Source organism: Emcibacter sp., assembly GCF_963675455.1.
Classification (GTDB): domain Bacteria; phylum Pseudomonadota; class Alphaproteobacteria; order Sphingomonadales; family Emcibacteraceae; genus Emcibacter.
Genome location: NZ_OY776217.1, coordinates 2006134 through 2024879 on the forward strand (window position 1 = coordinate 2006134; position 18746 = coordinate 2024879).

The window sequence follows — 18746 nt, forward strand, 5'->3', positions numbered from 1 at the left end:
GGAGGAGTGGCTGTTACAGAATGTCTCCCCCGGGGGTTACGGATGCCGGGGAGACTGGCTGATCTTCTTCTTTTTTCCGCCTGGCGTCAAGCCGTTCACGATGGCCGGCATAGAGCACGCTGGCCATGATGATGATGGCACCCACATAGGTATTGAGTTGCGGCAGCTCGGCGAAGAAAAAATAACCGATCAGGGCGGAAAAGACCAGCCGGGTATAATCCAGCGGCATCATGGCGCTGGCTTCGGCTTCGGAGATGGCCTTGCTGAAGCATAACTGAATGATGGCGGCCAGGACGCCCAGCGTGAACACCAGCAGCAGGTTGTCCGGGGTTGGCCAACTCCAGACCGGCAGAGCGAAAACCAGGTTGGCGGGCAGAGTCAAGACCAGGGCATAGAAGGTGATGACCTGTGGCTTTTCCGTCCGGGCGAGAATGCGAACCAGAATGACGCTGATGGCAATGGCGACAGCACTGGTCAGGGCGGCGATGACTCCCGGGCTCAGGGGCTGAACTCCGGGTTTGAGCAGAACCAGCATGCCGATAAAGCCGAAAATAATGGCCATGATCCGGGGCAGGCGGATTTTTTCCTTGAGGAAAATTGCCGCACAGATGGTGGTGAAGATCGGGGCCGCAAAGCTGTAGGAGACGGTGTCCGCCAGCGGTATGCTGCTTAAGGCGTAAAAATTGGTGACCAGCATAATACCGAAAAAGGCGCCGTTGAGGACGTGCAGGCCGAGCCGTTTGGTCTTCAAGACCCGCAGGCTGCCGCTGGTCATGAGGACCGGTATCAGGATGACAAGGGCAAGGGCTGTGCGCCAGAAAACGATCATGAAAGGATGCATATCCGCAGACAATTCCCGCACCACGCCACCCAGCAGGGCAAAACTGACGGAAGCGGTCAGCATATAGGTGGCGCCAAGCATGAAGTTATTTTTTTGTGGAAGTACAGTACTCATGAATAGATCCGGATGACGGGAAAACAGGGTGGCATGTCAATAAGTTAGTTTTTATGCTGGAACTTGTCAAAATCTATGGCGTGGGCGCCTGCGGTATTTTGCGCCGGCGGTTTTCGCGGTAGGCCACATAGACCGCACTGCCGAGGATGATGGCGGCGCCGATCCATGTATAAAGGTCGAAGGGATCGCCGAAGAAGCTGATGCCGATGACGGAGGCAAAGATCAGCCGGGTGAAATCCACCGGCAGAACCGCCGTCATCTCGGCCATGGAGAAGGCGCGCGCCATGCAGATGTGGGCAAAAAGGGACAGCAGCCCGAGGGCGAGGATCAGGGGCCATTGCAGCGCCGTGGGCCATTGCCAGAAGAACAGGGCAACGACAAGGCTGATCGGGGCGCCGAGGGCGAAACCGTAAATGGTCACAATGGTCGGGTGGTCGCTGGCTGTCAATTTTTTTACACTGGTCATGGTGGCGGCGAAGAACAGGGCGCTGGCGAGGGCGGCAATGACTCCCGGGTCTAGGTCCCGGAACCCCGGCCGGAGCAGGATCAGCATGCCGGCAAAGGCGCACAGGATGGCGAGGATGCGGGGCAGCCGTAATTTTTCCTGCAGGAAGATTGCGGCCATGATGGTGGCGAATATGGGCGCCATATAGCTGTAGGCAACGGCGTCGGCCAGCGGAATGTGACTGACGGCGTAAAAGGCGCCGAAAACCGAGGAGATATTGACAAAAGCCCGAAAAAAATACAGCGGTCGCGGGATTTTCCACAACTGAGAAGTATCGATCCGCCGCAATGCGGGCAGGACGAAAACCAGACCCAGAAAAGTGCGGAAAAAGACAAGCTGGAATGGATGCAGGTCCTCTGACAGGAGGCGCACCAAGGCCCACAAGAGAGCATAACACAGGGCGTATCCTGCCATGTAAATCAAGGCCTGGCCGTGCCGGTTTGCGGTGATGTTACTCTGGGACACCTGGGATTTCCGTGGACGGGGGTTGCGGGATTATGGACACAGCAAATTTTCTCTGGTCACTATGGGATATTTCATCGAACCGGCCAAGCGGATTTTTTAAGCTCCGGTTAGAGGCTGATTTGCCCGGGCGAAGAACGGTGAAAATCAGCGCCTTATGACTTATCCCGGAAAAATTCCATTTTCCATCTTGTGACCCCGGACGAGATTCCCTATATGTGACGCAACAGGTCCCGGGGAAAGTCTTCCAGATCACGGGACTGTCACAGAGGGCGGCTAAAGTATTTTTCCGCCCATTCAGCGGGCCGGTTTCGGCCTTCTGACCGGTATACAGATATGAGGGACAAACAGACCCGGTGGGGTCTGCGGGGCCTTTTTGCGCGCCGAAAATATTTTTTAAACCAGGGTATTATAGTAAAAAAATGGAGAATAAGAGATGACTATTGAACTGCCTGCACTGCCTTACGCGATGGATGCCCTTGAGCCCCATATTTCAAAGGAAACACTGGAATATCATTACGGCAAACACCACAACACCTATGTTGTGAAGCTGAACGGCCTGATCGACGGCACCGACCTTGCCGGTAAATCCCTCGAGGAAATCGTCAAATCCTCTGAAGGCGGTGTGTTCAATAACGCAGCCCAGATCTGGAACCATACCTTCTATTGGGAAGGCCTGAGCCCCAACGGCGGCGGCGCCCCGGCCGGCGCGCTGGCTGATGCCATCAACGCTGCTTTCGGTTCTTTTGAGGACTTCAAAGCCAAATTCACCGACAGCGCCGTCAACAACTTTGGCTCCGGCTGGACCTGGCTGGTGAAAAAGGCTGACGGATCACTGGCTATCGTCAATACGTCCAATGCGGCAACACCACTGACCGACGAAGGCGTGACACCGCTTTTGACCTGCGACGTGTGGGAACATGCCTATTACATCGACTACCGCAATGTGCGCCCTGACTACCTGAAAGCCTTCTGGGCCCTGGTGAACTGGGACTTTGTGGCGAAAAACTTCGCATAAGTTTTTTATCCCTTGAAAACATCAAAGCCGGGTCAAATGACCCGGCTTTTCTTATCCCCCTTCAATCCAGCCAAAAATCTCAGTTAGGGGCATATATCCTTTTGAAGAACATCAGCAGAAAGCTCATCGACAAAGTGACCATATTTTTCGAAATTTTTGTTAGCCAAAGCGTTGTTCCGGTGGAAAATACCAATTTTCTGGACGTCCCTGCATGATTTTGGATCGGGCATATCCTCCAAATATCTGATCGACATATCGGCAACCCAGTAAGACAGAAAAGCCTTTGTCAGAGGGTTACATGTTGCCGGTAGGTTTTTTTGCAAAATCCCGATATATTTTTGCAGTTTGTAGAAGGTTTCCGTATCTCGATATGATAAATAAATCAGTCCTAATTGATAAGCCTCCATGGCATCCAGCATTATAAATCTTGGATATTCAAGCCTTGAATTAGGGCCGTGGAGTTTTTTTTCAAATTTTTCAAAATTTTCTATGTCATTTTTGAGGTGGTGCGGCAGTTTCTGGAAAGTCAGTTCCAAGTCATTTTTTTTATGTGTAACGGCTTGTGCATGCAGAATATTTTTCTCAAAACCCTCGGCAATAATGGGAGCCGATGTCATTCCTTCAATAAGAAGACCATTTTCTTCCCTTGCCCAAACGCCAAACCTGGTTGGATAGTCTTCCATTACCTTTTCGTGGAACGATTCCATTTTCCGGGCCTGCTCCAGGTCATCATCTCGCGAGGTCAATTGCCACCGCCAATAGCTGACAATGGAACTGATACGATACCGGTTGTACCAATAAACAAATTCAGGAAACTTGTTGAAATAGTCATTGCTTCCTTTGGGCGGTTCGTCGCGGGGAACTGGCAAAGTAAGAGCTTTATTCAGATGACTTAAGTCTTTCTTTAGCTGCTTTTTATGGCCTTGGAAATAATCATATTTCGCCCGGTGATAGAGCATTTCCACAAGTCGGTTCCGATTATTCAGACTGTCCAGGTTGCCGGACCTGACTTTTCTAATTTCTTTGAGGGAGGGAACATTTTCCGGGTAACGCAATATTTTCGGCAAACCACTATCAATGCCTTTAGGGCATTGTTCGGTTTCAGAGTTTGCCAAGACAGGAAAGGAAAGACCTACCCCGGAAATGATCAGCAATACTTTGATCAAAGTTCTCATCATGTAACCTTCCCCTTTTGGCCCGGCTTTTTTGTTTCCTGTAAATACCCCTTACGCGAACGGGCGGACCGGATCGCTGCCGTCCCAGGTCAGCGACGCGGCATAGAATTTGGTGAAGGCCTGGTCGGTTGACTCACTGGCTTCAATGAATTCAAGCATGCCGGGAAGATTGGCCCGGGTGTCCATATAGCCGACGCGCCCGCCGGTGGGCACCGTGGCGAGGAAGGCGAGGTCATAACCCCTGGCTTCATATTCGGCCACATCCTTGTCGAACCGGGTGGTCGAGACGCCGTAATGATGGAAACCGTAGCCGCGCTCGTCGATGAATTCCTTATAGACCGAAGGTTTGTCGTCGAGCGGCTGGATCAGCTCGATATTCATATGGCCGGCAAAGGACATGGCGAGGGTGATCGCGCTCTCGGACGGCGCCCCGCGGTAGACGGGATCGCCGCCGGTAAAATGATCCAGCACAAACCAGGGGCCGACGTTGAGCTCGGTGACCCAGCTGTCGATGGCGGCCTGGAGGTCGGGCACAATGAAGGACGTCTGCATGACGCCGTTATTCGGTTGACCAAATCCGTAATACATAATTCTGTTTCTCCCGTTTTATATTTTAAACTCAACTTTCCGCAAAGCGGTGTTCATTGTGCTGCAGGGCGGTAAGGATGTCATCCGTGGACCTCACATCGCCGAAAAAACTGTGCATGTTGACGAGGGTGGCATTATGTTCATCGTCCGACAGGCAGGCGTTGGCGTCGCTTGGAAAGATAATGCCGTAATTAAGGAAATAGGCGTCCCGGGCGGTGGATTCACAGCAGACATTGCTGAGCGTGCCGGTGATGATGATATTGTCGATGCCCCGCTCGCGCAGCACCGTATCCAGGGTCGAGGAGCCGGGGGCAAAGCCGCTGAAACGGCGCTTGTCGACGATCAGGTCACTGTCCGCTACCTCCAGTCCGCTATAGATCTGATGACCCTCTGCCCCGAGGCTCATGGCGTCGAGATAGGCGTCTTTACGGTCCGGCGTCATGCCAAAGCGGAAGAACACCGGCCAGCCCTGTTCCGTGTCCTTGTCGGAGGTGTGGCGCAACCAGACCACCGGCATGCCGGCGGCGCGGGCGGCGGTGGTGAGGCTGTTGATATTGGGCACGATGTCCCGGGCCTCGGGCACCTCCACAAGCGCCCCCGGTGCGCAGAAAACATTCTGCATGTCGACAATCACCAGGGCGGTTTTTTCGGGCTCAAGCTCCGGATAGGCGAACAGGCGCCCGCGGATGTCCACGGCCCGGCCGCGGACGTCGAGAAAGGCTTGAATGTCATGCATGGCAGATCCTCCCTGAATCGAATATGGGAATTATGTTAGCCTCACAAACTATTTTCGGCCAGCGTAAAATCAATCCTGTCTGGGCAGCAGCATCATGCGGCCAAAATGGATGAGGAAGATCAGATAGCCCAGACTCCACAGTCCGCCGGCCGCAAGAAGAAGCGGCTGGTACTGGCCGGACAGGGGCGCGCAGATCCGCAGAAGCGCGGCAAAGCATATCAGCCCGAAGATGATTGTTCCGGCCTTACCGGCCTCCAGTGGCCGTCCCGTATGTCCGAGAATGGCCCGCGACATGACCGCCAAAGTCATCATGGTCATCAGGCCCGCCGTCAGGGCGTGGATACCCTCGGTCTGGCCGAAGGGCAGGCCCACATCCAGAAGATCGGCTCCCAAAAGAAGAAACCCGACCGGAAGCCAGAGATAAGCCACATGCAGGGCCAGAAGCAGGGCGTTTTGCCGGATGGTCCAGCACTGCCAGCGCAGCAGGCGATAGCCCTGCAACAGGGCCGAGAGGACAAATAATGCGCCGGTGACGGCGGGATACACCGCCGCGGTCCAGAGGATCAGGGTGCCAGCGGTCACCATCAGGGTCAGCTTGTCATAGAGGCCGAACGGTTTGATGCCCACCGGCAGGTTTTGCTGGCTCAGCCAGTTGCCGGAGAAAATGGGAATGATGCGGCCGCCGATCAGGCTAATCAGCAGGATCAGGACCGAAAGCCCCCCCCGCACAGCGAAATCCGCATCGATCTTTTGCAATCGTTCCAGATGAAAGGCGATATTGCTCAGGGCATAGAGGGCGATAAAAACCACCACCGGGATATTGCGCCAGTTTTGTCCCTTATAGACTTCGCGCAGCGCCACGCCGGTCATGATCACCAGGAACGCGCCGTCAATCAGAAGGTCCAGGGCGTGCCCGGGCATCGCCATGACAAGGCGTCCGGCAAGCCACAAGAGGAACAGCAGTATGAGCGGGGGGCCGGAAAGGGGCGGCCTGCCGGTCCAGTTGGGAATGGCCGTCAGCAGGAAACCGGCCACCACGGCACCGAAATATCCGAACAGCATTTCATGGGTGTGCCAGTCCAGCGACAGGGCAAAGGTCAAATGGTCGGACAGGGACAGGAAGGCCGCAAGCCACAGGGGCACAAACAGGAACGCAAGCAGGCCAGCACCCAGAAAGAACGGGCGAAACCCGCCGCTGAAAAAAATGGCAATCCGGCTGTTGGTCATGAACTGGTCCCTTCTGCAGTTTCTTCTATCCTAGTTCAAACAGGGATTAAGGAAAGCAGGAAGTGGTCAGGCCGGCAAAATTATCCGGCCGCCTTCTGAAGGTAAAGGTGGCCGAATTGACAGATAAGGGATTGACAGGTTTCGGGCTCTGTCGCGTATAAAGAAAAAGGTTTATCAAATTATTTTACGGGGATCATTCCATATGAATACTCTCAAGCTTCGGCGTTTCCTGGTTCTTGCCCATCTTTATCTGGCCGCATTCCTGGCCCCGGCCTTTCTTATGATGGCCATTTCCGGCGCCATGCATGTGGCCGGGTTCGAGGAACAGGTGGAGCGCACCCCGATTGCGCTTCCGGCCGGGACTCTGCTGGACCCGAAAAGCCCGACCATCGAAGACGATGTGCGCAGCCTGCTGGCGGCCCAGGGTATTGATGTGGAGTTTGAGTATATCAAGGGCAAGGGCAATAATTTCATGACCCGGCCCACGTCCCGCACCTTTGTCGACTTCCAGGTCAGCGGCGACGGTGTCCGGGCGACCCTGAATGAACCCGACTGGCAATACAGCCTGATGGAGCTGCACAAGGGCCACGGTCCGCTCGCCTTCCGCACCTATCTGATCGCCGTGGGATCGGTGTTGTTCCTGTCCGTGGTCGGCGGCCTTCTTGTCGGGTTGCTCGCGCCAACCTATCGCCGCCCGACCCTGATTACCGCGATTATCGGCACCATATTGACGGCGGTGCTGGCCTTGGCGATGTGATGAATAGCCGGGCGATGAACCCGGTCTTTTTACGGTTTCTGCAAACTGCCCGTCATCTGAATATTCTTGTCAAACGGGATCTTTGTTTGTAAGATTTTTTTGAAACTACAAAAAAATAATGATGCTGTGCTCTCATGAAAGTTAAACATTTTCTAGTCACATTGGGACTTCTGTTTGTTACCGGATGTCTCTATCTTGCCATTGTCATAAATGATCACCCGTCTGTTCTTGATCCCGATCCGGAAGCTCCCGGTGCCGTCCTTATCGAAAATATACGACTGGTGTCCATGGCGCCGGATGCGCCCCCGGTGGAGACGGCACGTTCCGTTCTGGTGGTTGGTGACAGGATCGAGGCGATCGATGTTCCGGGCAGGATAAAGGCCCCTGAAAATGCCCTGATTGTGCAGGGGCGGGGGCGGACATTGTTGCCCGGCCTTATTGATGCCCATGTGCATGTCTGGGACGAGGCTGAACTTGCCGGTTATCTCGCCCATGGCGTCACCGGCATTCGTAACATGTCAGGCATGCCGTTCCATATTCCCCTTGCCAGGCGCCTTGACGCGGGGGAAATCCTCGGACCGGATTTCATGACAACCGGTCCCATTCTGAACAGTCCCGGCCCCAACCAGCAGGATAATCAGCAGATTGTCGTCACCGCAGAAGAGGCGCGGGCTGCCGTTCAGGCCCAGTATGAAGCCGGCTTTCGCATGCTCAAGTTTTATTCCAATCTTTCCCGTGACGCCCGGGATGCAGCGCTTGAGGAAGCCCGCCGTCTCGGCATGACCTATACCGGTCACAGCCCGGAAGGTGTTCGCCTGGCCGGCATGCCCCACGACAAGCCTTTTTCCATCTCTTTTGAGGAAAGCCTTGGCCGGGGCTTCCAGACCATAGAACATACGGAATCCATTGTCTGGCATGGCCTGCGGGATGATCCTGACCAAGGGAAAATGCGTGCCCTGGCCGCGAAAATTGCCGCTGCCGGAGATGTGGTGACCCCCACCCTGATCGCCCATGACAATCTTGTCCGGGTGGCTGCGACAAAAGGGGCTTACCTGGACAGGCCGGGGGTAGACACCGTCAATCCCGCGCTGCGTTACCTGTCGAAGGGTGACTATGAATTCTGGAGCAGCCAGGACCCTGCAGAATATGAAGCTCCGCGCGGCGAATTCTACCGCACGGCCACCCGGATGATGCATGAAGCAGGTGTTACCTTGGTGGCGGGCAGTGATGCGGGTATTTTTGTCAATATCCCCGGCGCGGCCCTGACCCGCGAGCTGGAGCTGCTCGTCAGGGCGGGGCTCACACCTCATGAGGCCCTGGTGACGGCCACCCGCAACAGCGCAGAGGCGCTGGGATTCGGGAAAACAGGCATTATTGCCCCGGGCTATCGAGCCAACCTGATACTGGTGGAGTCCGATCCGCTGGAAAATATCAGCGCCGTCGAAAATCCTGCAGCTGTGATGATTGGTGGTTACTGGCTGGACCAGGCCGCTGTTGAGCAAATGCGAACCGGCGCCGGGGAAACGTCCATGATACGGTCCCTGTGGCGCGCCGCCGCATTATTGCTCAGTCTCTGAGTTAAAGTCCGTCGGCCAGCCTAAAACCGGCTTCGGGTGGGTCTGTTCTCTTGCCTGTTTCCTGATCGAGATGCTAGAGTTGTTCTGACAAGACCTGAAGGGGGGGAAGCTAATCGATGAAGTTCTTTATCCAATCGTATATACACAGCAGTAAAACTCAGGCCTGTTCTTGCCAAATAACTTTCAAATGCGAAATGGAGGAGATCAGGGGATGAGGGGGCTAGTCAGTAAATTAATCCTCAGTGTTCTTATTACGACGTTGTGCTTTAATTTGAGTGTAGCAGGCGTCGCAAAACCGGAATTAGATAATCGAAAAGACAGCTGTATTTTAGCAAATGACACTTGGGAAGTAGATAAGGATCGAAATCAAATTTCGGAAGATTTTTTAAATAATATAGACTCAGAAAACCCGGATAACCTTTGGTCTGTCATCCAATCACATTATTATCAGATGTTAAACTTGAATGAAGCGATAGTTGAACAGGATATCCATTTTGCAATGCACTACTTTAAGGCTGGTGATATTAGAAATGCTTATCTGCACCTGAAAAAAGCACAATCTGTACTCGTTAAGATGGGTGGGACGGTGGAAAAGCCGATGTTGAGGTCCATGAGCTTAGCACTAGAGGGCCGATTGTTCTTTGCGACAAAGCAGTTAATTTGTGCTCGGCATTTTTACACAGAGGCATTTCTGATGGCTGGGACTCTTGGCTTGTCGCAAGATTTGACAGCCGCTTTAACTATTTTACTCGCACAAGACGAAAGGTATCTTGGATCGCCAGAAATGGCAGATTTAGCCTATGTCGAAGCGCTAAAGCTGTTAGAAAAAATGCCAGAAGATAGGAGCCGTACATTACTTGTTGCTTTTGCTTATCAGGCGTTGAAGGAAAACAACTATATAGACAGGGATGTTTTCTTAAAAGAAATGATCGCAGCAAAAAAAGAAGCTGGAGATATTTCTGCAGCAGTAACGCTTCGGCAGGCTTTCGATTTTTACATGAGATATCAGAGATCAAGAAAGAACTAGAATTGGGGACAAGGTGAAAAGCCGGGTGATGAGCCCGGCTTCTCCATTTCAATTTCTGTAGAGCCCTCAGGCGAGGCCCGGCGCCACTTTGAAGTGGGCTTCGGTTGACGCCTTGACGTCCTCGACAGTCACCTCGGGGGCGAGCTCGATCAGGGTCACGCCGCCCTCGTCAATGGAGAAGGTACCTACATTGGTGATCAGCATATCCACCACGCCGGTGCCGGTCAGTGGCAGGTCGCAGCTTTTAAGGAATTTGGCCGCGCCGTCCTTGGCGGTGTGATCCATGATCACCACCACTTTTTTCACGCCGGCTACCAGGTCCATGGCGCCGCCCATGCCCTTGACCAGTTTGCCGGGGATCATCCAGTTGGCGAGGTCGCCGTTTTCCGCCACCTGCATGGCGCCAAGAATCGCCATGTTGATATGGCCGCCGCGGATCATGCCGAAGCTGTCGGCGGAGGAGAAATAGCTGGTCTTGTCCAGTTCGGTGATGGTCTGCTTGCCGGCGTTGATCAGGTCCGGGTCTTCCTCGCCCTCATAAGGGAAGGGGCCCATGCCGAGCATACCGTTTTCCGACTGCAGGGTCACTTCCATGCCGTCCGGGATATAGTTGGACACCAGGGTCGGGATGCCGATGCCCAGGTTCACGTAAAAGCCGTCTTCCAGTTCCTGCGCGGCCCGTTTGGCCATGTCGTCTCTGTTCCAGGGCATGATTATTCTCCTTTCGCGCGGGTTGTGACTTTTTCAATGCGTTTCTCCAGATCCTTGCTCTGGATAATGCGCTGCACGAAGATGCCGGGGGTGTGGATCTGGTCTGGATCAAGCTCGCCCACTTCGACAAGTTCCTCGACCTCGACCACGGTGATCTTGCCAGCGGTGGCCATCATCGGGTTGAAGTTGCGCGCGGTCTTGCGGTAAATCAGGTTGCCTTCCTTGTCGCCCTTCCAGGCCTTGACCAGGGACACATCGGCCACAAGGCCGGTTTCCATGATATAGGTCTCGCCGTTAAAATCCTTGTGTTCCTTGCCTTCGGCAATCAGGGTGCCGACGCCGGTCTTGGTGTAAAAACCGGGAATGCCGGCGCCACCGGCCCGGCAGCGTTCGGCGAGTGTTCCTTGCGGGTTAAATTCAAGTTCCAGTTCGCCGTTCAGATACTGACGTTCGAATTCCTTGTTTTCACCAACATAAGAGGAAATCATTTTCTTGATCTGCCGGGTCTGCAGCAAAAGCCCGAGGCCGAAATCATCGACGCCCGCATTGTTGGAAATGGCGGTGATGCCGGTGGCGCCGGAATCCCGTAGCGCGGTAATCAGATTTTCCGGGATGCCGCACAAGCCGAACCCCCCGGCCATAACAGTCATGCCGTCAAAGGTGATCCCTTCCAGGGCCTTTTCGGCATTGGCGTAAACTTTCCTCATATTGTTCAACCTCCTGAACTTGGCTTTGATGTTTTCCGGTTTCAGATGGACCGGATTTTTTATCTCTCCTGCGGCACTCATAAAATAGTTACAGGAATATGCCTATAATACTTTGGTCCCGTCAGCGTTCCGGATCACATTACTGGCAGAGGCAGGATTGTGCAACGCAAAAGCACCAAATATAGGGAGACGTTTCCGCACCATTAGCGATCATTATATACGATCTAATTTTCGTCCATATTCGTCGTTATGGTTGCCCGAGGTGTATAAGGTTGTCCGCTTTTTATCGGCCTGCGGTAAAACGGGCTTGAGGGTGATTCGCCAGTTTGTTACTGTAGCGCAAATCAAAACAGTCAGAGGATCAGATGAAGACTATTGGTACCGGGATTTTATTTTCACTTTTTTTGCTGTGCTTTTCCACGGGAACGGCGCTGGCGGACAGTCGTCAGCTGCTGGGCAGCTTCAAAAGCTGGGATGCTTTTGTGCTCCAGAAAAGTGATGGTGAAAAAGTCTGCTACATCATCTCGGTGCCGAAGCGGAAAACGCCGACGACCCTGCAGCACGGAAATCCGTTCATTACGGTTTCCCACAAGCCAAAGCGCAAGATTTCCAATGAGTTGAACTTTGTCGTCGGCTATGGTTTCAGAAAGGATTCAACGGTTACCATGGTGATCGACAAGAACCGCAGTTTCAAGCTTTTCACCTCCGGTGACGGCGCCTGGGGATATGACGCCAAGCAGGACAATGCCATGGCCTCGGCCATGAAGCGCGGCAGCAATCTGGTGATGAATGCGACCAGCGGGCGAGGCAACGCCACCAGTTATCAATTTTCACTTTCCGGCTTTACGGCAGCCCATAACGCCATTACAAAGGCGTGCCGCTGATTTGGGCGGATTTTTTAATGAACTGAGGGCCCTTTGGGGCTTGAGCTGAAATGCAGACATTACCACTTGGCACAGAACCGGTTGTCGGGCCACGCCCGCAGTTTCGGGAAGAACGCACTCTTGTCGGGCTTGATCGCACTGAAATTGCCGATCGCCTGAAGGGCATCGGTGTGCCTGAGAAACAATGCCGCATGCGGGCCCAGCAGATCTGGTCCTGGATCTATCATTTCGGCGCCAAGGGTTTTGACGAGATGACCAACATCGCCAAACCGATGCAGGCCACACTTGCCGAACATTTTGAAATCGGCCGGCCGGAAATCATCGAGGCCCTGGTGTCGGTGGACGGTACCCGTAAATGGCTGATGCGTTTTCCCGACGGCAACGAAGTTGAAACGGTTCTCATTCCTGAAGAGGACCGGGGCACGCTCTGTGTGTCTTCCCAGGTTGGCTGTACGCTGACCTGCCGCTTCTGTCACACCGGCACCCAGAGGCTGGTGCGTAACCTTACGCCGATGGAAATTGTCATGCAGATACTGGTCGCCCGGGATGATCTTGGCGAATGGCCGACACCGAAAGAAGGACGCATGCTGTCCAATATCGTCATGATGGGCATGGGCGAGCCGTTGTATAATTTCGACAATGTGAAAAAAGCCCTGAAGATCGTGATGGATGAGGGCGGTATCAGCCTGTCCAGGCGGCGCATTACCCTTTCCACGTCCGGTGTGGTGCCGGAAATGAAAAGATGCGGTGAGGAAATCGGCGTCAACCTGGCTATTTCCCTGCATGCCACGGACAATGAAACCCGCAGCCGGATCATGCCGATCAACAACAAATACCCGCTGGAAGAACTGCTGCAGGCCTGCGCCGACTATCCCGGGGCCAGCAACAGTCGGCGTATCACTTTTGAGTATATCATGCTCAAGGATGTCAATGACACGGATGATGACGCCCGGCGGCTGGTGAAATTGCTGAAGCAGTATAAAATACCGGCCAAGGTCAACCTGATCCCCTTTAATCCCTGGCCGGGATCTGACTTCGAGCGCTCCACCGACAAGCGGATCAAGCGTTTTTCAGATATCGTCTTTGAAGCCGGGATTTCAGCCCCGGTGCGCAAAACCCGCGGCGAGGATATTCTCGCTGCCTGCGGTCAGCTCAAGTCCGAGAGCGAAAAAAAGCGAAAAAGCGAACTGCTCAGGGAACTTAAGGCCGGTCAGGCAGAGGCCGGTTAGGCCTTTTTGCGTTTCAGTAGTCTGCTTTCCACAATTCCGGACAAACGTTGTTCAAAACCCTTGGGTTTGCCGGCAATTATCCAGATCAGAAAATGCGCCAGGCTGTAGACCAGCATGCCGCAGGCAATTTGGGCGGCCAGGGACAGGGATTTGTCGGCAATGGTCTCATGGGAAAGAATGGTGTCCAGACCGGTCAGGCAAACGGCCATGATTCCGGCTGAAATCATGCTGCGCCAGGAAGCAAATAAAAGACGCAATACCGGCAGACCCAGAAGTTTCTGGACTATATACATATTCAGGATCATCTGCAGGATCAGGCGGGCGGCAATGCCGTAAACCGCGCCGATGAAACCGGCGTAATAGACCCCGGTGATGACAAATACGGGCAAGGCCAGAAACACCACAAGCTGCCGGAAGAAAAGATATTTGGTGTTGCCGTGGGCCATAGCGACAAAAATGCCGATGGAACCGATCATGCTGAAGGCGGATGTAGCGGCCAGGATCTGGACAATCTGGATTGCCTCCAGCCATTTTGGACCATAGACCAGATAGATGAAGTCAGGAGCCACCAGGGAAAAACCAATACCGATGGGCAGGCTGAGACCGCCCAGAAACTGGGAGCTTTCCAGGACTTTTTCCCGCATATAATTGGGCTTGTCGACAATCATGGTGAAGCCGGGATATAGCGCCCGGTTCAGCGGCATCACCATCTCGTTGGTCGGCATGAAGGCAACCGTTTTGCCGATATGGAAAATACCGGTTTTGGCCGTGCCGAGGAAATAACCGACAAAAAATTTATCAAGGTTGGTGGACAAGGACTGCAGCAGGTTGACGCCCGACATCCAGGCGGAAAAGCTGAACAGGCGGCCCAGGGAGGCAAAGCTGACCCGGGGCAGATACCTGACCATCAGATAGCTGATGGTCACCCTTGTGGCGGTTCCGAACACCAGGCCGATAATCAGGGCCCAGTAGCTGCGCAGGCTGTAGGCCAGATATATGGTCAAAATGAGCGTCAGGACCTTGGTCCCGAGGGTCAAAACCATCTCCCGGGTGAAATCCAGGTTCTTTTCAAAAATGATGAACTTTGGGTTTTCAAATCCGTCGATAAAGGGGATCAGGGCCACAAGCAGAATGACAGGCCCCAGGCGAGGCTCATTCATCAGGCCCGGCACAAATAAGGAACTTGCGGCGATAATCACCGTCAGCAGAATTCCCCGGCAGACATTGAGTGTCCAGGCGGTGTTGTAATCATTGTCATCCGCGTCGCGGTATTTGATCAGGGCCTGCTTGAAATTAAGGGCGCTCATGCCTTCGAGGATGGCATAATAGGAAGAGGCAAGTGCTACGATCCCGAAATCTTCCGGCATCAGAAGACGGGCCAGGACAATGGTGCTGAGCATGCCAAGAAGGCGGGTGCCGAACCTGGTAAAGGCCATCCAGGCCGCCCCCTTCATAACGCGGGAGGCGATGGCTCCATCAGGTGGGGTCGGTTCGGTGCTCATAACGCGACGGTGTCCTTTGTCACGTCAGAGGCCAAAAATTTTGGCGATTTCAGTAACGATCCTGTTCGTGGTCTTTCCGTCCCACAGGTTCGGTTTTGTTCCGGATACCCAGTCGCCGGCCAGCACAGCTTCCACACTTGCCTTCAGTTCCTCTGTCGGAACGAGTCTGTTGGTGCCCTGGGTGACAGTAATCGGCCGTTCTGTGTTTTCGCGCAACGTCAGGCAGGGGATGTCCAGATAAGTGGTTTCCTCCTGGATGCCGCCGGAATCCGTGATAATCAGTTTCGCATCCTTGACCAGACTCATGAACGGGGCATAGCTGACAGGCTCGACAAGGGTCAGACCCTTCGTCTGGGTCAGTTTTTCCCACAGACCGAATTTTTCCAGGTTCTTGCGGGTGCGTGGATGTACGGCAAACAACAGGTCGATTTTAGCGGCTACGGCCATGATCTGGTTCATCAGGGTGGTCAGCGTGTCCTTCTCATCCACGTTGGAGGGGCGGTGCATGGTCACAACGCCATAGTTGCCCGGTGTTAATCCAAATTTTGCCGGTGCATTTTCGCTCTCGATGCGATCCCGGAGAAGTTCGAAGCTGTCCATCATGATGTTGCCGACGCGAACGATCTGGCTATCAGGATGGCCTTCCCGGCGAAGATGTTCATCTGCATCTGGTGAGGGGGTCCACAGATAATCGGCAATAGCATCGGTTACCAGACGATTTATTTCTTCCGGCATCCTGCGATCACCGCTTCTGAGGCCGGCTTCGAGATGAGCCACGGGAATATGCAGCTTTGTGCCAACCTGGGCGCAGGCGGCAGTGGAATTCACATCCCCCACAACCACCAGCAGGTCGGGGCGTTCCACCTCAAGACAGATTTTTTCATAGGCAATCATGACACTGCCAACCTGATGGGCATGGGTGCCGCCACCTACGCCCAGATGGAAGTGAGGCTGGGGCAGCATCAAATCGGCGAAAATGCTGTCAGACATGTTGGCGTCATAATGCTGGCCGGTATGAATGATTTTTACCTCGCACCAGTCCTGTTTGTTCAGAGCATGGTAGAGTGGGGCAATTTTCATGAAATTGGGGCGCGCCGCGGCGATCAGGTGAATGATTTTGGTCATGCTTTAAGTTTCCTCATTGCCGATGTCCGGGGGACCGGCTGAATTTCCTGTTCTGTTTTATCAAGTTCTTTCTGAAGAACAACCCTCGTCATGGCCATTATGGCAAGCAGGTGGTAATAAAGGTCAAAAGTCGCGAGGTTGACGAAAGCGCCGGCGCTGGCGTAACCGATCATGCTGACCTGAATCATTTCCGCAAGATCGCCACACCATTTCAGATCCTTTCGGTCCTTGGTCTGCTTCCTTATGGTATTTCCTGTGGCGTAGGCAGTCAGGGCCAGCAACAGGAAAATCAGGTAACCGGCATATCCCTGTTCCCCGATGACTTCGAAATGGACGCTGTGCACGGCTCGCCCCACTTCACCGGGCAGAAGATATATTGCTCTGATGCCTTCGTCATAGAAAACATTGAACCCGCCGCCAAAAACCGGGTTGTCGTTGGCAACCTTGATAGCGACCCTCCACATGGTAATTCGGCCCTGGGCGGAGGCATCCTCGTCATAATGTTCGATGGATGTCATTCTTTCTTTCCAGCTGTCCGGCATGAAAAAGAATGCCGTAAGTGCGAGAAAAGGTAACATGAAAAATACAATGGCAAGCTTCTTGGTTTTGTAGGCCCAGAAGGAAAACATACAAACCATGCCGATCAGGGCTCCCCGGGACTGAGTGCCGAAAATGGAAAGTATTTCACACATCATCAGTCCGAAAATGGCAAACCTGAGCCATTTATGTTCCGTAACCTGATAAAGGTAAAAGGTCAGGGGGACGACCATCAAAAGAACCAGTGCGAAGTGATTATTATCGCCAAAAAAGCTGCCGGGCGCACCCCAGACCCTGCCGCCGCCACCGGTTGCTAAGGTAAATATCCCCCCCTTGAAGGCATAAAAACCGATTGACAGGACAATCACCCAGACCAGAGCGTTAATGCGTGATTTGGATTGCATGATCAACATCGTCACAAAGGTAAAGAGCAGGATCTTTATAACGGTGATGTATTTTGGAATGGCCACCTCGTGATTGACGGCAATTAATGTGGAGATGCTGATCCAGACTACATATAGAGCCAAAAGCCAGGTAATCGGGTGCTTGGGGATGGATTTCTTATCCTTGGTGGCGAGCAGGGCAAGAATGGTGGCCGCCGCCAGAAAATCCAGAAAATTGAAAAAATAAGCGAACCCATAAGCGAGCTTGTGGGGGTTCATATAGGAAATCCATGACCAGGCCAGCACACCAACATGGGGGAACTTGAGGATAAATGGTATCAGGCCAAATATGATAATGCTTAGAAATATATCACGCATGGATCGGTTTTCTGTTATTGTTCGAGGTATGATAATTAGTGGATATTAGTTAACATTTTTGAAACCGCTAGGCTTTAAATAGTGGTTATATCATAATTTTTTGGAGGTCATAATGTTTGAGATAGTTCTTTCAGGTTTCATATTTATGATCCTTTATGTCATGTATCTTTCCGTGAAGAAAGATGACTATGCGGACGGTGGAAAAGAAAAATTCGATCCCCGGAAGTACCAACCGAAAAAGAAGCCGTGAAGATAACCGGAAATGTTCGATAAAAATAATATCCGGAAAGCCTCTTTCAACGATAAAATTCCGCTTCTGACCGTCGTCATCGATACCGAGGAAGAATTCGACTGGGCGGCCCCCTTTGATCGGAACAGCCGCTCCGTCAATTGTATATCCCACCAGCATCTGGCCCAGGAAATCTTCAGGAAACATGACATCATTCCTACCTATGTGATTGATCATGCCGTGGCCGAGGATGACACAGCCGTTGGTATCCTGCGGGAATGGATGGAAGAGGGGAGCTGTCTGATCGGCACCCACCTGCATCCCTGGGTTAACCCGCCCTATGAGGAGGAGGTCTGTGTCCGGAACTCCTATCCCGGCAACCTGTCATATGAGCTGGAAAAGGTCAAACTGGAGACATTGACGGATCTGATTGAGCGCAAGACGGGCAGACGGCCGGTAATCTACAAGGCCGGCCGGTACGGTGTCGGCCCCAATTCCAGCCGGATCCTGGCCGAACTTGGGTATGAAATTGACACCAGCGTCGTGGCGGACACAAATTTTTCCCATGACACCGGGCCTGATTTTCGGGGACTTCCGACGCAGCCTTATCATTTCCATTATGGCAACCGGCGTTTTCTGGAACTCCCCAACAGTCGCGGTTATGACGGTCTCCTGGCCCGCTGGGGCAGTACAGTATATCCGTTGATTGCCGGACAGTCGGGCCTGAGATCCCTGATGGCCGGGGTCCTGTCAAAACTTTCCCTGCTGGAGCGGATACCGCTGACACCTGAAGGAATTCATGCGGTGGATCACATCCGCATGACCCGGCGCATGCATGCCATCGGGCACAAGGTCTTTAATTATGCCTACCACAGTTCCAGCCTGATGATTGGCGGGTCACCCTATGTGAGGGATCAGGCGCAACTGGAAAAATTCCTGGAAGACATGGATATTTATTTCGGATTTTTCATGAATGATCTGGGGGGGCGGTCCGCCAATCCGCTGCAGTTGCAGGAAATGCTGCGGGCCTGACA

19 protein-coding genes are annotated in these 18746 nt (G+C 53.4%); 8 read left to right on the plus strand and 11 right to left on the minus strand.

Annotated elements, in window-relative coordinates; all coding sequences use genetic code 11:
- Positions 1-13 precede the first annotated feature (13 nt).
- Both ACORNT_RS09260 and ACORNT_RS09265 read right to left on the minus strand, forming a co-directional pair.
- Positions 14-955, minus strand: coding sequence for a DMT family transporter (locus ACORNT_RS09260; protein WP_321389538.1), 942 nt, complete (start codon positions 953-955; stop codon positions 14-16).
- A gap of 73 nt (positions 956-1028) precedes the next feature.
- Positions 1029-1925 carry a DMT family transporter gene (locus ACORNT_RS09265; protein WP_321389540.1) on the minus strand — a complete coding sequence of 299 codons (897 nt, stop codon included), beginning with the start codon at positions 1923-1925 and terminating at the stop codon, positions 1029-1031.
- Positions 1926-2358: 433 nt separating this feature from the next.
- On the opposite strand from ACORNT_RS09265, the gene sodB reads away from it, so the two are divergent.
- On the plus strand, positions 2359-2940 hold the full coding sequence (gene sodB, locus ACORNT_RS09270; RefSeq protein ID WP_321389542.1) for a superoxide dismutase [Fe]: 582 nt from the start codon (positions 2359-2361) through the stop codon (positions 2938-2940).
- An 83-nt stretch (positions 2941-3023) separates the two neighbouring features.
- Here the strand turns inward: sodB and ACORNT_RS09275 are convergent, their stop codons facing one another.
- The 4 genes from ACORNT_RS09275 to ACORNT_RS09290 form a co-directional block, all read right to left on the minus strand.
- The gene (locus ACORNT_RS09275; protein ID WP_321389543.1) at positions 3024-4118 is read right to left on the minus strand and encodes a hypothetical protein; all 1095 of its coding nucleotides are present in this window, start codon (positions 4116-4118) and stop codon (positions 3024-3026) included.
- 48 nt (positions 4119-4166) lie between these two features.
- Entirely contained in the window at positions 4167-4703 is a 537-nt protein-coding gene (locus ACORNT_RS09280) for a VOC family protein (RefSeq protein ID WP_321389545.1), read from the minus strand.
- A 31-nt stretch (positions 4704-4734) separates the two neighbouring features.
- On the minus strand, positions 4735-5439 hold the full coding sequence (locus ACORNT_RS09285; protein ID WP_321389547.1) for an isochorismatase family cysteine hydrolase: 705 nt from the start codon (positions 5437-5439) through the stop codon (positions 4735-4737).
- A gap of 69 nt (positions 5440-5508) precedes the next feature.
- Positions 5509-6666 (minus strand): NnrS family protein, encoded by a 1158-nt coding sequence (locus tag ACORNT_RS09290; protein ID WP_321389550.1) that lies wholly within the window; start codon positions 6664-6666, stop codon positions 5509-5511.
- Positions 6667-6868: 202 nt separating this feature from the next.
- Between ACORNT_RS09290 and ACORNT_RS09295 the strand changes: the two genes are divergently transcribed.
- The 3 genes from ACORNT_RS09295 (at position 6869) to ACORNT_RS09305 (ending at position 10027) form a co-directional block, all read left to right on the plus strand.
- Positions 6869-7423, plus strand: a complete 555-nt coding sequence (locus ACORNT_RS09295) for a hypothetical protein (RefSeq protein WP_321389553.1) — start codon at positions 6869-6871, stop codon at positions 7421-7423.
- Between the two features lie 134 nt (positions 7424-7557).
- On the plus strand, positions 7558-9000 hold the full coding sequence (locus ACORNT_RS09300; RefSeq protein WP_321389555.1) for an amidohydrolase family protein: 1443 nt from the start codon (positions 7558-7560) through the stop codon (positions 8998-9000).
- Positions 9001-9211: 211 nt separating this feature from the next.
- Positions 9212-10027 carry a hypothetical protein gene (locus tag ACORNT_RS09305; RefSeq protein WP_321389559.1) on the plus strand — a complete coding sequence of 272 codons (816 nt, stop codon included), beginning with the start codon at positions 9212-9214 and terminating at the stop codon, positions 10025-10027.
- 66 nt (positions 10028-10093) lie between these two features.
- Here ACORNT_RS09305 and ACORNT_RS09310 read toward each other — a convergent pair whose 3' ends face one another.
- Entirely contained in the window at positions 10094-10738 is a 645-nt protein-coding gene (locus tag ACORNT_RS09310) for a CoA transferase subunit B (RefSeq protein WP_321389562.1), read from the minus strand.
- Between the two features lie 2 nt (positions 10739-10740).
- Complete coding sequence (locus ACORNT_RS09315; RefSeq protein WP_321389564.1) at positions 10741-11445, minus strand: CoA transferase subunit A; 705 nt, start codon at positions 11443-11445, stop codon at positions 10741-10743.
- Positions 11446-11810: 365 nt separating this feature from the next.
- Here ACORNT_RS09315 and ACORNT_RS09320 point away from each other — a divergent pair, with 365 nt between their 5' ends.
- Together ACORNT_RS09320 and rlmN are read left to right on the plus strand one after the other, a co-directional pair.
- Positions 11811-12329, plus strand: coding sequence for an invasion associated locus B family protein (locus tag ACORNT_RS09320; RefSeq protein ID WP_321389567.1), 519 nt, complete (start codon positions 11811-11813; stop codon positions 12327-12329).
- 50 nt (positions 12330-12379) lie between these two features.
- Positions 12380-13558 (plus strand): 23S rRNA (adenine(2503)-C(2))-methyltransferase RlmN, encoded by a 1179-nt coding sequence (gene rlmN / locus ACORNT_RS09325; RefSeq protein WP_321389570.1) that lies wholly within the window; start codon positions 12380-12382, stop codon positions 13556-13558.
- Here rlmN and ACORNT_RS09330 read toward each other — a convergent pair.
- The 3 genes from ACORNT_RS09330 to ACORNT_RS09340 are packed head-to-tail and all read right to left on the minus strand — an operon-like array spanning position 13555 to position 17483.
- On the minus strand, positions 13555-15060 hold the full coding sequence (locus tag ACORNT_RS09330) for a lipopolysaccharide biosynthesis protein (RefSeq protein WP_321389573.1): 1506 nt from the start codon (positions 15058-15060) through the stop codon (positions 13555-13557). The genes rlmN and ACORNT_RS09330 overlap by 4 nt on opposite strands.
- 24 nt (positions 15061-15084) lie before the next feature.
- On the minus strand, positions 15085-16185 hold the full coding sequence (gene wecB, locus ACORNT_RS09335; RefSeq protein ID WP_321389574.1) for a non-hydrolyzing UDP-N-acetylglucosamine 2-epimerase: 1101 nt from the start codon (positions 16183-16185) through the stop codon (positions 15085-15087).
- A complete protein-coding gene (locus tag ACORNT_RS09340) occupies positions 16182-17483 on the minus strand; it encodes a putative O-glycosylation ligase, exosortase A system-associated (RefSeq protein ID WP_321389576.1) in 1302 nt (433 codons plus the stop codon). Before ACORNT_RS09340 ends, wecB begins: the two co-directional genes overlap by 4 nt.
- Positions 17484-17595: 112 nt before the next feature.
- Between ACORNT_RS09340 and ACORNT_RS09345 the strand changes: the two genes are divergently transcribed.
- Positions 17596-17733 (plus strand): hypothetical protein, encoded by a 138-nt coding sequence (locus tag ACORNT_RS09345; RefSeq protein ID WP_321389579.1) that lies wholly within the window; start codon positions 17596-17598, stop codon positions 17731-17733.
- 12 nt (positions 17734-17745) lie between these two features.
- Positions 17746-18744 (plus strand): polysaccharide deacetylase family protein, encoded by a 999-nt coding sequence (locus tag ACORNT_RS09350; RefSeq protein ID WP_321389582.1) that lies wholly within the window; start codon positions 17746-17748, stop codon positions 18742-18744.
- The last annotated feature ends 2 nt before the right edge of the window (positions 18745-18746 follow it).